Annotated in this window: 11 protein-coding genes; 9 read left to right on the top strand and 2 right to left on the bottom strand. The window is 73.7% G+C overall.

Going from position 1 to position 14747, the window contains the following annotated elements; all coding sequences use genetic code 11:
- Positions 1-111 precede the first annotated feature (111 nt).
- The 3 genes from ACGFNI_RS25810 (at position 112) to ACGFNI_RS25800 (ending at position 3862) form a co-directional block, all read left to right on the top strand.
- Positions 112-1452 (top strand): acyl-CoA dehydrogenase family protein, encoded by a 1341-nt coding sequence (locus tag ACGFNI_RS25810; RefSeq protein WP_393687017.1) that lies wholly within the window; start codon positions 112-114, stop codon positions 1450-1452.
- A 100-nt stretch (positions 1453-1552) separates the two neighbouring features.
- On the top strand, positions 1553-3070 hold the full coding sequence (gene miaB / locus ACGFNI_RS25805) for a tRNA (N6-isopentenyl adenosine(37)-C2)-methylthiotransferase MiaB (protein ID WP_393687016.1): 1518 nt from the start codon (positions 1553-1555) through the stop codon (positions 3068-3070).
- A 78-nt stretch (positions 3071-3148) separates the two neighbouring features.
- Complete coding sequence (locus ACGFNI_RS25800) at positions 3149-3862, top strand: class III extradiol dioxygenase subunit B-like domain-containing protein (protein WP_393687015.1); 714 nt, start codon at positions 3149-3151, stop codon at positions 3860-3862.
- Between the two features lie 269 nt (positions 3863-4131).
- Here ACGFNI_RS25800 and ACGFNI_RS25795 read toward each other — a convergent pair whose 3' ends face one another.
- Positions 4132-4536, bottom strand: coding sequence for a hypothetical protein (locus ACGFNI_RS25795; RefSeq protein ID WP_393687014.1), 405 nt, complete (start codon positions 4534-4536; stop codon positions 4132-4134).
- A gap of 260 nt (positions 4537-4796) precedes the next feature.
- Here ACGFNI_RS25795 and miaA point away from each other — a divergent pair, with 260 nt between their 5' ends.
- The 6 genes from miaA (at position 4797) to hflX (ending at position 13342) form a co-directional block, all read left to right on the top strand.
- Positions 4797-5735, top strand: a complete 939-nt coding sequence (miaA, locus tag ACGFNI_RS25790; protein ID WP_393687013.1) for a tRNA (adenosine(37)-N6)-dimethylallyltransferase MiaA — start codon at positions 4797-4799, stop codon at positions 5733-5735.
- A gap of 107 nt (positions 5736-5842) precedes the next feature.
- Positions 5843-6412, top strand: coding sequence for a hypothetical protein (locus ACGFNI_RS25785; protein ID WP_393687066.1), 570 nt, complete (start codon positions 5843-5845; stop codon positions 6410-6412).
- A 54-nt stretch (positions 6413-6466) separates the two neighbouring features.
- On the top strand, positions 6467-7342 hold the full coding sequence (dapF, locus tag ACGFNI_RS25780) for a diaminopimelate epimerase (protein ID WP_393687012.1): 876 nt from the start codon (positions 6467-6469) through the stop codon (positions 7340-7342).
- 185 nt (positions 7343-7527) lie between these two features.
- A complete protein-coding gene (locus ACGFNI_RS25775) occupies positions 7528-9879 on the top strand; it encodes a RelA/SpoT family protein (protein ID WP_393687011.1) in 2352 nt (783 codons plus the stop codon).
- A gap of 186 nt (positions 9880-10065) precedes the next feature.
- Positions 10066-11568 (top strand): M1 family metallopeptidase, encoded by a 1503-nt coding sequence (locus ACGFNI_RS25770; protein ID WP_393687010.1) that lies wholly within the window; start codon positions 10066-10068, stop codon positions 11566-11568.
- A gap of 283 nt (positions 11569-11851) precedes the next feature.
- Positions 11852-13342: a GTPase HflX gene (hflX, locus tag ACGFNI_RS25765; RefSeq protein WP_393687009.1), complete on the top strand. Its 1491-nt coding sequence runs from the start codon at positions 11852-11854 to the stop codon at positions 13340-13342.
- Positions 13343-13446: 104 nt separating this feature from the next.
- Here hflX and ACGFNI_RS25760 read toward each other — a convergent pair whose 3' ends face one another.
- The gene (locus tag ACGFNI_RS25760) at positions 13447-14637 is read right to left on the bottom strand and encodes a trypsin-like serine peptidase (RefSeq protein ID WP_393687008.1); all 1191 of its coding nucleotides are present in this window, start codon (positions 14635-14637) and stop codon (positions 13447-13449) included.
- Between the last annotated feature and the right edge of the window lie 110 nt (positions 14638-14747).

The following is a 14747-nucleotide window of genomic DNA, read 5'->3' as shown; positions in this document are numbered from 1 at the left end:
CGCTGTCCATCCCTTGAACTCCTCTTGCCCTCACGGGATTCGGCACCGCATTCTCTGATTCCCTACTAACTCGGTGGGGAAACTGGGAAAAGCATCCGGGAGGAGGCGACCGTGCCCCGCACGCGCCGCGCCACGGCCATCCGTCACACCCCGGCCACCCCCACCGAGGTGACGGGCACCCTGCCGCCGGAGCCCGCCCCGCGCCCCGCGGCACACCGCCCCAACACCCCACCGGACGGCGGCACTTGGGGCCGCGTCGTCCGTGAGGTCGCCGACGACCTCGCCGTCGACGCGCTCGCCCGCGACCGGGCGGGCAAGCCCCCGCACGACGAGGCGGGACGGCTGCGCGAGGCCGGGCTGCCCGCCCTGCTGACCCCGCCCGCCACCGGCACCGGAGCCGACTGGCGGACGGCCTGCGCGGCCCTCCGCGAGATCGCGGCGGCCGACGGTTCCATCGGCGAACTGCTGGCCCGCCACTACGTCCTGTCCTGGAGCCCCCGCCTCTTCGGCACCCAGGAAAGCGCCAGGAGCGTGGAGCGCCGGGCGCTCGACGGACGCTGGCTGTGGGCCGGCGACGTGACCCTGCCGGACGCCGACCGCGCACCGGCGACGGACCCCGGCCTGACGCTCACCCCGGCCGGCGAAGGCTACGTACTCGACGGACAGAAGTCCTTCGCCGCCGGCGTCACCGTCGCCGACCGGCTGCTCATCGGCGCACCTGACACCCGCACCGGCGAGCCGGTCGTCGTGACCGTGGACCCCGGCCACCCCGCGGTGACGGCCGACCCGGCCCACGACCGGCTGGGCCAGCGGCTCACCGGCGCCGGCGCCGTCCGCTTCGACGGCGTCCCCGTCGCCCCGCACGACGTGGTGGCCACCGTGCCGCGCGAGGAGCACGACGTACCGCCCTGCGCCACGCTCGCCCCCCTGGCGCTGCGGCTCGCCCTCGTCCACGTCGCCCTGGGCATCGCCGAAGGGGCGCTGGCCGAGGCGCGCGACGTCATCCGCCGTGGCGCGCCGCCCGCCTGGACCGCCTTCGAGCCGGACGGGAGCGGCTACGAGACCCGGCCGGACAGCGACCCCTACCTGCTGCTCCACTACGGCGAGCTGGTCACCGCCGCCCACGCCGCCGCGTCCGTCGCCGAACCCGCCACCCGGGCCCTGGCCGGCGGCCTGCTCGCGGGCCAGGGGCTCGGCGTCGAGGAGCGCGCCGAGATCGCCGTGCTGGTCGCCGCCGCCGAAGCCGTCACCCACCGCTCCGCGCTGCACGTCACCACCCGCCTCCTGGAACTCACCGAAGGCGCAGCCGCCTTCGCCGACGACCCGGGACTCGACAGGTTCTGGCGCAACGCCCGCGTCCTGACGGCACGGGAGGCGTCCCCCCGCAGGTTCCGCGACATCGGCGACCACTACTTGAACGGCGCCCAGCTGCCGCTCACGCTGCGGGGCTGACGCCGTGAGGCGGCGCGTCACTCCCGGCTCGGGCCGCCCCGGACGCCGGGGCCCGGCCGCCCGGGACAGTGCGCTCCCCGCGCCCCCTTACCCTTGAGGAATGACCAGCAGCAGTGACCGGAGCCATGGCGTGGGCGTTCAGAGAAGTTATGAGATCCGCACCTACGGGTGCCAGATGAACGTTCACGACTCCGAGCGGCTGTCGGGCCTCCTGGAGGACGCCGGATACGTTCCCGCGCCCAAGGACGCCGACGGCGCCGACGTCGTCGTCTTCAACACCTGCGCGGTGCGGGAGAACGCCGACAACCGGCTCTACGGCAACCTCGGCCAGCTCGCCCCGAAGAAGGCCAGACGGCCCGGCATGCAGATCGCCGTCGGCGGCTGCCTCGCCCAGAAGGACCGCGACACCATCGTCAAGAAGGCCCCCTGGGTCGACGTGGTCTTCGGGACGCACAACATCGGGAAGCTGCCGGTCCTCCTGGAGCGCGCCCGCGTCCAGGAAGAGGCGCAGGTCGAGATCGCCGAATCCCTCGAAGCGTTCCCCTCGACCCTCCCCACCCGCCGCGAGAGCGCCTACGCGGCCTGGGTCTCCATCTCCGTCGGCTGCAACAACACCTGCACCTTCTGCATCGTCCCCGCGCTGCGCGGCAAGGAGAAGGACCGGCGGCCCGGCGACATCCTCGCCGAGGTCGAGGCGCTGGTCGCCGAGGGCGTCAGCGAGATCACCCTGCTCGGCCAGAACGTCAACGCCTACGGCTCCGACATCGGCGACCGTGAGGCGTTCAGCAAGCTGCTGCGCGCCTGCGGAAAGATCGAGGGCCTGCAGCGGGTCCGCTTCACCTCCCCGCACCCCCGCGACTTCACCGACGACGTCATCGCCGCCATGGCCGAGACCCCCAACGTCATGCCGCAGCTGCACATGCCGCTCCAGTCGGGATCCGACCGGGTGCTCAAGGCCATGCGCCGCTCCTACCGCCAGGAGCGCTACCTCGGCATCATCGAGAAGGTGCGCGCCGCGATGCCGGACGCCGCCCTGTCGACGGACATCATCGTCGGCTTCCCCGGCGAGAGCGACGAGGACTTCGAGCAGACCCTGCACACGGTCCGCGAGTCCCGCTTCGCCCAGGCGTTCACCTTCCAGTACTCCAAGCGCCCCGGAACCCCGGCCGCCGACATGGAGGGCCAGATCCCGAAGGCCGTCGTCCAGGAACGCTACGAACGCCTCGTGGCCCTCCAGGAGGAGATCTCCTGGGAGGAGAACAAGAAGCAGGTCGGCCGCACACTGGAGGTCCTGGTCGCGGAGGGCGAGGGCCGCAAGGACGACGCGACCCGACGGCTGTCAGGACGCGCGCCCGACAACCGCCTCGTCCACTTCACCCGCCCCGACGGGCCGGTGCGCCCCGGCGACATGGTGACCGTGGACATCACCTACGCCGCCCCGCACCACCTCCTCGCCGAGGGCCCCACCACCTCCGTACGCCGCACCCGCGCGGGCGACGCCTGGGAGAAGCGCAACGCCGCACCCGCGCCGCAGCCCACGGGCGTGATGCTGGGCCTGCCGACGATCGGTGCCCCGGCGCCCACCCCGGCAGCGGCACCGGGCTGCGCCTGCAGCTGACCCCTCCCGGGCCGCTCCGTCCCGTGGGGCGGCCCCGGGCGGACCGGCGCGAGGGGCGCGGGAGTTACGCTGCGTGGCATGCTCGTTGCCGCCGCCCTGTGCCCGTGCCCGCCCCTGCTCGTCCCCGAGGTCGCCTCCGGCGCCGCCGCCGAGCTGGACGGCCTGCGCGCCGCCTGCTTCGACGCGCTGGGCGTGCTCGCCGCCGCCAGGCCCGACCGGCTGGTCGTCATCGGCCCCGCCGAACAGGCCGGCCGCGGCCCGCACCCGCAGGGCGCCACCGGCTCCTTCCGCGACTTCGGCGTGGCCACCGAGGTGAGCCTGGGCGCGGCGGAGCGGACCCCGGAACGCCCGCTGCCGCCTTCGCTCGCCGTCGGCGCCTGGCTGCTCTCCCGTACCGACTGGGCCGACGCACCCGTCGAAGGGCTGGGGGTGGGGGAGCCGCTGTCCCCGGGCCGCTGCCTGTCGGTCGGCCGCGAGATCGCCGCCTCCTCGGCCCGGGTGGCGCTGCTCGTGATGGGCGACGGCAGCGCCTGCCGCACGGTGAAGGCACCCGGCTACCTCGACGAACGGGCCGAGCCCTTCGACGCCGAGGTGGCCCGCGCCCTGGGCGCCGCCGACACCGACGCGCTGGCCGCGCTGGACGAGGAGCTGGCCGCCGATCTCAAGGCGTCGGGCCGGGCCTGCTGGCAGGTCCTCGCCGGCGCCGCCCAAGAGGGCGCCCCGCTCGGCGGCGAGCTGCTGTACGACCAGGCGCCGTACGGGGTGGGGTACTTCGTCGCGGCGTGGTCGTAGGCCGTGTCGTCGACGTCCCACCCGGCTCGCGGCGCCGCCTGAGCCCGCGGGGCCGGAGAGCCCCGGCCTGCGGGACGGGAACAACAGCGGGAACGGCCGCGAGCGCGGTGCTCGCGGCCGTTCCCGCTGTCCTGGGGCCTTCCGTCGGCCGCCGTGCCGCCGGGCCGTTCGGGGCGCGCTCAGCGGCGCGGCACCTCGCGGAGCCCGACGCCGGGGGTGACGGACGCCGCCGGCCCCGTGGGCGTCGCCGTTCACCGTCGCCGCGCCGTCTACTTGCGGGCGCCGTCACCGGCCTCGCGCTCGGCCGCCGCGGCGGACTGCTGCCGGGGGATCCCGGCGCCCTCGGCCCCGTCGTCGACGGCCTCGGCTTTCGCGGTCTTCCCGGACTTTGTGCCCTTCGTGGCCTTCGCGGGTCCGGCCTCGGCGGCTGGGCTCTTTCCGCTCGCGGCCTCGGGGGCACCGTCCTTCCCGTCCGCCTCCTCCGTGGCGCCGCTCTCTCCGGCCCCGCCTTCCGCAGCTGTCTCCTGCGGCGCTGCCGCCTCCTCCTTCGCAGCCGGCTCCTCGGTCGCTTCGGGCGCGACCTCCTGGGTGCCTCCGGAATCCTTGGTGCTTCCCTGGCTCTCGGTGTCCGCCGCGGCCCCGGTGTCGTCACCGGCTCCCTCCGTGGCGGTCACGGCCGGGGCGACCGTTTCCTCCGGTGAGGACCCGGACGGACGCCGACCGAACCAGGGAAAACGCGAAAAAACACCCATACTTGCTCCAACCCCTACCGATGTGAGGGATCTCCCGCGCCGCCCGGGGCGTGCCCTTCCGCCGCCCACGGGGCGCCGGCCGCACGCCGATGCCCGGGATCCCGCAACAGGCAACGACCCCGGGGGTGCCCCGTCACGTCGCTCGTTCGGGGTCGGTGTCCGATGTTTGCGAGACTGGCGCCGTGAACACCGCAGTTCCCGCTCCGCGGGTCATCGCCGTCGTCGGCCCCACCGCGGCCGGAAAGTCCGATCTGGGCGTCGCGCTCGCCCGGCACCTGGGCGGCGAGGTGATCAACGCCGACTCCATGCAGCTCTACCGCGGCATGGACATCGGCACGGCCAAGCTCACCCCTGAGGAACAGCAGGGCGTACCGCACCGCCTCCTGGACGTCTGGGACGTCACCCGGGCCGCCAACGTCGCCGAGTACCAGCGGCTGGCCCGCGCCGAGATCGACCGGCTGCTCGCCGACGGCCGCACCCCCGTCCTGGTGGGCGGCTCCGGCCTCTACGTGCGCGGCGCCATCGACGCTCTCGAATTCCCCGGCACCGACCCGGCCGTCCGCGCCCGCCTGGAGGACGAACTCGCCGAGCACGGCAGCGGCGCGCTGCACGCCAGGCTCGCCGCCGCCGACCCCGAGGCCGCCGCCGCGATCCTGCCGGGCAACGGCCGCCGCATCGTGCGCGCCCTGGAGGTCATCGAGATCACCGGCCGCCCCTTCACCGCGAACCTCCCCGGTCACGAAGCCGTCTACGACACCGTGCAGATCGGCGTCGGCGTCGACCGGCCCGAACTCGCCGAACGGATCGCCCGGCGGGTGGACCTGATGTGGGAGGCGGGACTGGTCGACGAGGTGCGGGCCCTGGAGGCCGCCGGGCTGCGCGAAGGGCGGACCGCGTCCCGGGCGCTCGGCTATCAGCAGGTGCTCGCGCAGCTGGCGGGGGAGTGCACCGACCAGGAGGCACGCGAGGAGACCGTGCGCGCCACCAAACGGTTCGCCCGGCGCCAGGACTCCTGGTTCCGGCGCGATCCCCGGGTCCACTGGCTCAGCGGCGCGGCCGACGACAGGGCGGAACTTCCCCGCCGCGCGCTGGCGTTGCTCGAACGACCGGTCACAGCCTGATCACGTCATGGCATCGGGACGCTCCGGCCGTCATCCGGGCCGCTGAGGGCGTGTCATCATCGACCTTCGATCGAGCGTGCAGTCTGCGGCAGGGAGGGCGCGTGGCAATGGAGGCCGGCCCTCGCAACAGAGCGCAGCAACCGGACCGGGACGGCACCGGCACGGCGTCGCACGACGACATCGTGGCGCCGCACCGTACGGACACCGCCGACGAGCACCCGGCTCCCGGCACCCGTCCCCCGGCGCTCGGCGACCCCACCACCCTGGACGCACCGGACACCGCGGCCCTGGACGACTCCGACAGTCCCGACGCGGACCAGCCCGCCCCCGAGGGCGGCGAGTCCTTCCGTGAGCTGCGCCCGCCCCGGCGGCTGCGCCTGTGGCAGCTCGCGCCGGTCGTGGCGCTCGGCACCCTCGGTTCGCTGATGTTCGCCTTCCCCCTCGCCTTCGAGTTCGGCGGGGACGGCGGCGCGGTGATCGCGATGCTCGGCCTGCTGCTGTGCTGCTGCGCCGCCGGCTGGGGCATGATGGCCGCCCGCCGCGTCGGCCAGAGCTGGCCGGGACTGCCCGACCGGGGCTCGGGCCGCCGCGCGAACTGGCGCGTGGTGCTGCTCTACGCCGCCGTGGTGGGCGTCCTGGCGGCCCTCGCCATCTGGCGCGTGGCCCGGCTGCGCTGACCCGCGAGGGCACCGCCCGCGCCGTCCGTCCCGCGGGGCCCGTACGATTCAAGGGTGAGCACCGCAGCGCGTATCGACTTCCTCAAGGGCCACGGCACCGAGAACGACTTCGTGATCGTTCCCGACCCGGACGGCCTCCTGGAGCTGACCCCGGCAGCCGTCGCCCGGATCTGCGACCGGCGGGCCGGCATCGGCGGCGACGGCGTGCTGCGGGTCGTACGGTCCGCGGCGCACCCCGAGGCGCGCGCGATGGCCGACGAGGCCGATTGGTTCATGGACTACCGCAACGGCGACGGCTCGATCGCCGAGATGTGCGGCAACGGCGTCCGCGTCTTCGCCCGCTACCTCCTGCACGCCGGACTGGTCGAGGCCGGCGACCTCACCCTCGCCACCCGGGCCGGCCTGCGCCGGGTCCACCTCGACAAGACCGGGGACGTCACGGTCGCCATGGGCCGCGCCGAGCTGCCCGACGAGGGCGTCGTGGTCACGCTCGACGGCCGCAGCTGGCCGGCCCGCAACGTGAACATGGGCAACCCGCACGCCGTCGCCTTCGTCGACGACCTCGGCCACGCGGGCACCCTGTACGAGGCGCCGCCGTTCAGCCCGGCGGCGGTTTATCCCGAGGGCGTCAACATCGAGTTCGTCGTGGACCGCGGCCCGCGCCATGTGGCGATGCGGGTGCACGAGCGCGGCTCAGGCGAGACCCGCTCCTGCGGCACGGGCGCCTGCGCGGTCGCCGTCGCCACCGCCCGCAGGGACGGCGCCGACCCCGCGCGCAGCGGGACGCCCGTCACGTACACCGTCGACGTGCTCGGCGGCAGCCTGTCGATCACCGAACTGCCGGACGGCACCGTCGAGATGACAGGCCCCGCCGTGATCGTCGCCGATGGCACCTTCGACCCGGACTGGCTGGACTCCGCGCTCGCCTGACGCACGCCGCGGCGGGCGCCCGGGGGAGATGCGGGCGCGCTCGGGAGGTTCCCTCGAACGGGTGATCCGTTTCCTGCCGGGGGAGAGGTGGACAGAGCTGCGTGGTGGGCTCGGTAGCATCAAGCACCGGCCCGGCCGCCCAACTGGTGGCGCGCCACCGCCGGTCGACGCTGCCGGAGGTGCCCATGAGCGCAGAGGCCACGAACCCAGGTAACCCTGGAGCGGCGAGCCGCAAGCGCGGCCGTGCACGACTTGAGCTGCACGGACTGCGCCGGATCGGCCGCGCCGCGCTGCTGGGCACGGCCCCGCGCGACGGCCTCCCCGACGCCCTGGAACACGTCGCCAAGGTGCACCGCGGCCACCATCCGGACGCCGACCTCGGCATCCTCAGCAAGGCGTACGTCCTCGCCGAGTCCTCGCACCGCGGCCAGATGCGCAAGAGCGGCGAGCCGTACATCACGCACCCGCTCGCCGTCACCCTCATCCTGGCCGAACTGGGCGCCGAAACCACGACGTTGACCGCGTCCCTGCTCCACGACACCGTCGAGGACACGGATGTGACGCTCGATCAGGTACGGGCGGAGTTCGGCGACGAGGTCTGCTTTCTCGTCGACGGCGTGACCAAACTGGAGAAGGTCGAGTACGGCGCGGCGGCCGAGCCTGAGACCTTCCGCAAGATGCTGGTCGCCACCGGCAACGACGTCCGCGTGATGTCCATCAAGCTCGCCGACCGGCTGCACAACATGCGCACCCTCGGGGTGATGCGCCCCGAGAAGCAGGCCAGGATCGCCAAGGTCACCCACGACGTACTGATCCCGCTCGCCGAACGCCTCGGCGTCCAGGCGCTCAAGACCGAGCTCGAGGACCTGGTCTTCGCGATCCTGCGCCCCGATGACTACGCCGTCACCCGCCGCCTGGTCGCGGAGTGCGCGCAGCGGCCCGACCCGCTCGCCGCGCTCGCCACCCGGGTGCGCACCACCCTCGCCGAGGCCGGTATCGACGCCGAAGTGCTCGTGAGGCCACGGCACTTCGTCTCCGCGCACCGCGTCCGGCTGAGCCGCGGCGAGCTGACCGGCGCGAACCTCGGCCGGCTGCTCGTCCTGGTCACCGAGGACGCCGACTGCTACGCCGTGCTGGGCGAGCTGCACACCTGCTTCACGCCCGTGATCTCCGAGTTCAAGGACTTCATCGCGGCCCCCAAGTTCAACCTCTACCAGTCGCTGCACACCGCGGTGGCGGGCGAGACGGGCGAGATCGCCGAGACGCTGATCCGCACCCACCAGATGCACCGCGTCGCCGAGGCCGGGGTGATCGCCCTGGGGAACCCGTACACCCCCACCGACGGCGCCGAAACCCCCGACGGCGAGCGCGCCGACCCGACCCGCCCCGGGTGGCTCTCCCGGCTGCTGGAGTGGCAGAGCGCCACCCCCGACCCCGACACCTTCTGGACCTCGCTGCGCGCCGACCTCGCCCAGGACCGGGAGATCACGGTCTTCTGCGCCGGCGACCCGGCCGCGGGCCCCGGCGGCGCCATCGGGCTGCCCGCCGGGGCGAGTTGTGTGGACGCCGCGTACGCGCTGCACGGCGAGGCGGCGCACTGCTGCATCGGCGCCCGGGTCAACGGCCGACTCGCGACGCTCTCCACGATCCTGCGCGACGGCGACAGCCTGCACCTGCTGATGGCCCCTGACTCCGCCGCCGGCCCCTCGCCCGAGTGGCTGGAACACGCCCGCACCCCCGCGGCCCGGCTCGCCATCTCCCGGTGGCTGGCGGAGCGCCCAGGCGACGCCGCTGCCGTCCCTGGGGAGGCCGACGGCGCCGGCCCGGAAGTGGGGCAGCAGCCGCCCGGCACCGGCCAGGAGGACGACGGGCCCACCGCCCGGCCCCGCCCCGCCGTCCCGCCCCCCGCCGCCGCGGGCCGCACCTCGCCACCGGCGGCCACAGCCGGGGAGCACACCGACCCCACGGACCTCTCCGACCCCACGGACCGGCCCGGCTCCGACGACCGTGCGGGCCTGCTGCCGCCCGGCCCGCCCTCCGACCCGCTGTCCGGACCCGCGTCCGTCGTCGCGGTGGCCGACCTGCCGGGCGCCGCCGTCCGGCTCGCCGGCTGCTGTACGCCGGTGCCGCCCGACTCCGTCACCGGGTTCGCGGTGCGCGGCGGCAACGTCACCGTGCACCGCGCGCTGTGCCCCGCGGTCGCCCGGATGGCAGCCATGGGCCGGCAGACCGTCGACGTGAGCTGGCGGGGCGCGGGACACACCGGCCACGGCTGCCGGGTCACCCTGCTCGCCGAGGCGTTCAGCCGCCCGCACCTCCTGGCCGACCTCACCGAAGTCATCGCCGTCCAGGGCGCCGCCGTGGTCTCCGCCGCCGTGGAACCGCCGCACGAACAGCGGGTCCGGCACACCTACACGCTCCGCCTGTCCGACGCCGCCGAACTGCCCTCCCTGATGCGCGCGATGCGCCAGGTCCCCGGTGTCTTCGACGTCATCCGGGCGGGCCGCGCCGCCCCGGCGCCCGTCGGGCGCCCGTAGCCCGCGCCGCCGTACCGCCCGCACCCGGAGAAACGTCACCGCGGTGGCCGCCGGAGCGACGCGCCACCGAACGGACGCCCGGCGATACGGCCGCGCATACGGGCCGCAGGCCGCCGCCCCGCCCGTTCGGGTGCCGTGCTGCCGCGCCGTCCCCCGGGCCGTCGGCCGCGCTGATAGCGGTAGCCCATGCCGCATTCCTCGCGCCGCGCGTCCGGCGAAGCCCACCACCCCGCCCGCCGCCCGTCCCGGGCCGCCCGCCGCACCCTCGCCCTCGCGCTGGCCGCCGCCGCGGCGATCGGCGCCGCGGCACCCGCAGCCCCCGGGGCACGCGGTATCGGCGACCGGCTCTTCCCCACGCTCGGCAACCCCGGCTACGACGTCACGTCCTACGACGTCTCGCTCGACTACCCGGGCCGCAACGACCGGCCGCTGACCGCCGTCACCGAGATCACCGCACGCGTCACCACCGAGCTGGAGCGCGTCAACCTCGACTTCGCCCGCGGCGCCGTCGGCTCCGTCACCGTCGACGGCCTGCCCGCCCGGCACGCGCAGCACGGCGAGGACCTGGTGGTCACCCCGGCGTACCACCTCGTGCCGGGCCAGAAGGTGCGCATCGTCGTCCGGCACACCAGCGACCCGCGCGGCACCGGCGACGGCGGCTGGATCCGGACCACCGACGGGCTGGCGATGGCCAACCAGGCCGACGCCGCCCACCGCGTCTTCCCCTGCAACGACCACCCGTCGGACAAGGCGTTCTTCACGTTCCACATCACCGCGCCCCGGATGCTGACCGTCGTCGCCAACGGCCTGCCCGCCGGGCGCGGCGACCACGGACCGCGCCGCACCTGGACGTACCGCACCGCCCACCCCATGGCGACCGAGCTGGCGCAGGTCTCCATCGGGAGGTCCGCCGTGCTCGTCCGCCGCGGGCCGCACGGCATGCCCGTCCGCGACGTGGTGCCCGCGGCCGACCGCAAGGCACTCGCGCCCTGGCTCGCCAGGACACCGGCCCAGATCGCCTGGATGGAACGGAAGGTCGGCCGCTACCCGTTCCCGCTGTACGGGGTGCTGATCGCCGACGCGCGGACCGGATTCGAGCTGGAGACACAGACCCTCTCGCTCTTCGAGAAGGACCTGTTCACCTCCGGGCGGCTGCCCGCCTGGTACGTCGAGTCGGTGATGGTGCACGAGCTGTCCCACCAGTGGTTCGGCGACAGCGTCAGCCCGCACCGCTGGTCCGACCTCTGGCTCAACGAAGCCCACGCCACCTGGTACGAGGCGCTCTACGCCCAGGAGAAGGGCGGCATGAAGCGGGCCTCCCTGGAGACCCGGATGCACCGCGCATACCAGTTGTCCGACGGCTGGCGCGCCGACGGCGGACCGCCTGCCGCGCCGAAGCCCCCCGTCCCGGGCAAGAAGATCAGCATCTTCCGGCCGGTCGTCTACGACGGCAGCGCGCTGGTCCTGTACGCACTGCGCCGGCGGATCGGCCCGGTGGCCTTCGACCGCCTGGAGCGCAGCTGGGTGGCCCGGCACCGCGACGGCGCCGCCCGCACCGCCGACTTCGTCGCCCTGGCATCGGAGATCTCCGGGCAGGACCAGTCCGGCTTCCTGCACGCCTGGCTGTACGGCAGGAAGACGCCGCCGATGCCGGGCCACCCGGAGTGGACGTCCGGGCGCGCCAAGTGAGCGACGGCCGTCGCGCCCCCCGGGGACGGTGGCCCGCGGCGGCCGTCCGCACGGTCCGCGCGGCCGTCAGCGGGACGGGGCGCCGCCGTCCGTGGCCACCGGGCCCGTCCGCCGGGGAAACGCCGGGAAACCCGCGTGACGGCCTTCACCGGCCGTGCGACCATCATCGGGTCGACTCCGACGGCCGGGGAATCTCCCGCGCGCGCCGGACGTTGTCATCACCGACAGTCCCAGCGGGGCCGGCCGGCCTCCCCGAGGACTTACCGACGACACAAAGGATCAAATGACCTCCTCTTCTTCCCTTCCGCAGGACCGACAGCGCCTCCCCGAGAGCCTTCGGGCCGACGCCCTGATGGAAGAGGACGTCGCCTGGAGCCACGAGATCGACGGGGAGCGTGACGGCGACCAGTACGACCGATCGGCGCGCGCCGCGCTGCGCCGCGTCGCAGGTCTGTCCACCGAGCTGGAGGACGTCACCGAGGTCGAGTACCGCCAGCTCCGCCTGGAGCGCGTGGTGCTCATCGGCGTCTGGACCTCGGGGACGGTGCACGACGCGGAGAACTCCCTCGCCGAGCTGGCCGCCCTCGCCGAAACGGCGGGCGCCATGGTGCTCGACGGCGTCATCCAGCGCCGCGACAAGCCGGACCCGGCCACGTACATCGGCTCGGGCAAGGCTCTGGAGCTGCGCGACATCGTGCTCGAATCCGGCGCCGACACCGTGGTGTGCGACGGCGAGCTGTCCCCGGGCCAGCTGATCCACCTGGAGGACGTCGTCAAGGTCAAGGTGGTCGACAGGACCGCCCTGATCCTCGACATCTTCGCCCAGCACGCCAAGTCCCGTGAGGGCAAGGCGCAGGTCTCCCTGGCGCAGATGCAGTACATGCTGCCCAGGCTGCGCGGCTGGGGCCAGTCGCTGTCCCGTCAGATGGGCGGCGGCGGATCCAGCAGCAGCGGCGGCGGTGGCATGGCCACCCGTGGCCCCGGTGAGACCAAGATCGAGACGGACCGGCGGCGGATCCGCGAGAAGATGGCGAAGATGCGCCGGGAAATCGCGGAGATGAAGACCGGCCGGGACATCAAGCGCCAGGAACGCCGGCGCAACAAGGTCCCCTCGGTCGCCATCGCCGGCTACACCAACGCCGGCAAGTCCTCCCTGCTCAACCGCCTCACCGGCGCCGGAGTGCTGGTGGAGAACGCCCTGTTCGCCACCCTGGACCCGACCGTCCGGCGGGCCGAGACGCCCAGCGGGCGGCTCTACACCCTCGCCGACACCGTCGGATTCGTCCGGCACCTGCCGCACCACCTCGTCGAGGCGTTCCGCTCCACGATGGAGGAGGTCGGCGACTCCGACCTCATCCTGCACGTCGTCGACGGTTCGCACCCGGTGCCGGAGGAGCAGCTGGCCGCCGTGCGCGAGGTGATCCGCGACGTCGGCGCGTCGGACGTGCCCGAGATCGTGGTCGTCAACAAGGCGGACGCCGCCGATCCGCTGGTGCTGCAGCGCCTGCTGCGCCAGGAGAAGCACGCCCTCGTGGTCTCGGCCCGCACCGGCCAGGGCATGACGGAGCTGCTGGACCTGCTGGACGAGGAACTGCCGCGCCCCGAGGTCGAGATCGAGGCGCTGGTGCCCTACACCCAGGGCGCCCTGGTCTCGCGGGCGCACGCCGAGGGCGAGGTCATCTCCGAGGAGCACACCGCGGACGGCACGGTCCTCAAGGCGCGGGTCCATCAGGAACTCGCCGCCGAATTCCAGCCGTTCGTCCCGGCCGCGTAACGCCGGGCGCCCACGGCGCCGTACGACGCGAAGGCCCGCACCCGGTCTCCCCGGGTGCGGGCCTTCGCGCAGGTGCGGCGCCGCGTCACGGCATCAGGGCGTCATCAGCCCTTGGCCGCCCACTTCTTGCTCATGGTGTCGAACATCGTCTTGGCCTCCGGGCCGAGGTGCGGCCCTGCCGACCAACGGGCCGGGCGCGGGCCCATCGACATGTTGGAGATCAGCTCAGGCTGTCCGTCGGCACCCTTGGCGAACCAGGGACCGCCGGACGAACCACCGGTCATGGTGCAGCCGATCCGGTACATGGTCGGCTTCTGCGCCTCCATCGACAGGCGGGTCGGCTTGTCGGTGCACTGCTGCTGCACCGCGCCGTCGAACGGCGCCTCGGCCGGGTAGCCCTGGGCGGTCAGGCTCGGGATCTTGGCCATCGCGGGCGCGTTGAAGTCGACCTTGTACGCGCCGCCGGCCACCTCCTCCAGCGACTTGCCGCCGGTGCTCTCCTCCGGCTTCACGTGCATCAGCGCGAAGTCGTACGGGGCCATCGGCACGCCGGGCACCGCGCCGCCGCCCTTGATCCACTGGTCGGACGTCGCCATGTCATCGGCCCACCACTTGCCCGACGGGACGCGGTCCTCGAACGGAGTGGTCTTCATCTTGGTGGCCGGCGCGCCGTTCCGGTTGAAGTTCGGCACGAACATCATGTTGCGGTACCAGCCGCCGTGCTCGCCCGCGTGCACGCAGTGCGCAGCGGTCCACACGAGGTTGGACTTGCCCGGGTGCGCCGGGTCCTTGACGACCGTCGCCGAACAGCGCGAATCGCCCTTGGGAGTGCTGAACAGCAGCAGACCGACACCGGGAGCGGTGGAGGTGTACGGGGTCTTGACCGGCTGCGCCTGCACCGCGGCGGGCTCGGGGTCGGTCTTGCCCTGGTCCTCGGAGATGTCCTCGGGCTTGCTGGGATCCCGCGGCGGCTCGACCTTGTCGATCTTGTCAGGGTTCCAGAAGTTCTTGATGATCGGGTTGATGAACTCCCCGGCCTCCCGGAGCCACTTGTCCTTGTCCCAGTTCTTCCACTCGCCGTTCTTCCACTTGTCGAGATCGACGCCGTGCGCCTTCAGCTTGTCCTGGATGTCCTGGGGAATCTTGATCTCACCCCCGCCCGTGGTGTCCTGCGCCGCGGACTCGCTGGGCTTGGCGTCCGCGTTGTCGCTCTCGGGGCCGCAGCCGGTCGCGGTGAGCGCCACGACGGCGGTGAGAGCGGCGGCGGCCAGAACTGGCCGACGTATGGATCGCATGGGTGAACTCCCCCTGAGGACATCGATCTGAGCTTGTGTGGATTGACGCCGATTTCGGTGCTTGTCATGCACCTCAAGATCCTGGCGCAGGACCCCACTATGCCGGTGTC

Origin of the sequence: Streptomyces sp. NPDC048644 (assembly GCF_043199105.1) — a bacterium.
GTDB lineage: Bacteria > Actinomycetota > Actinomycetes > Streptomycetales > Streptomycetaceae > Streptomyces.
The sequence above is the reverse complement of the archived record's forward strand: the minus strand, read 5'-3'. Positions and strand labels throughout refer to the sequence as shown.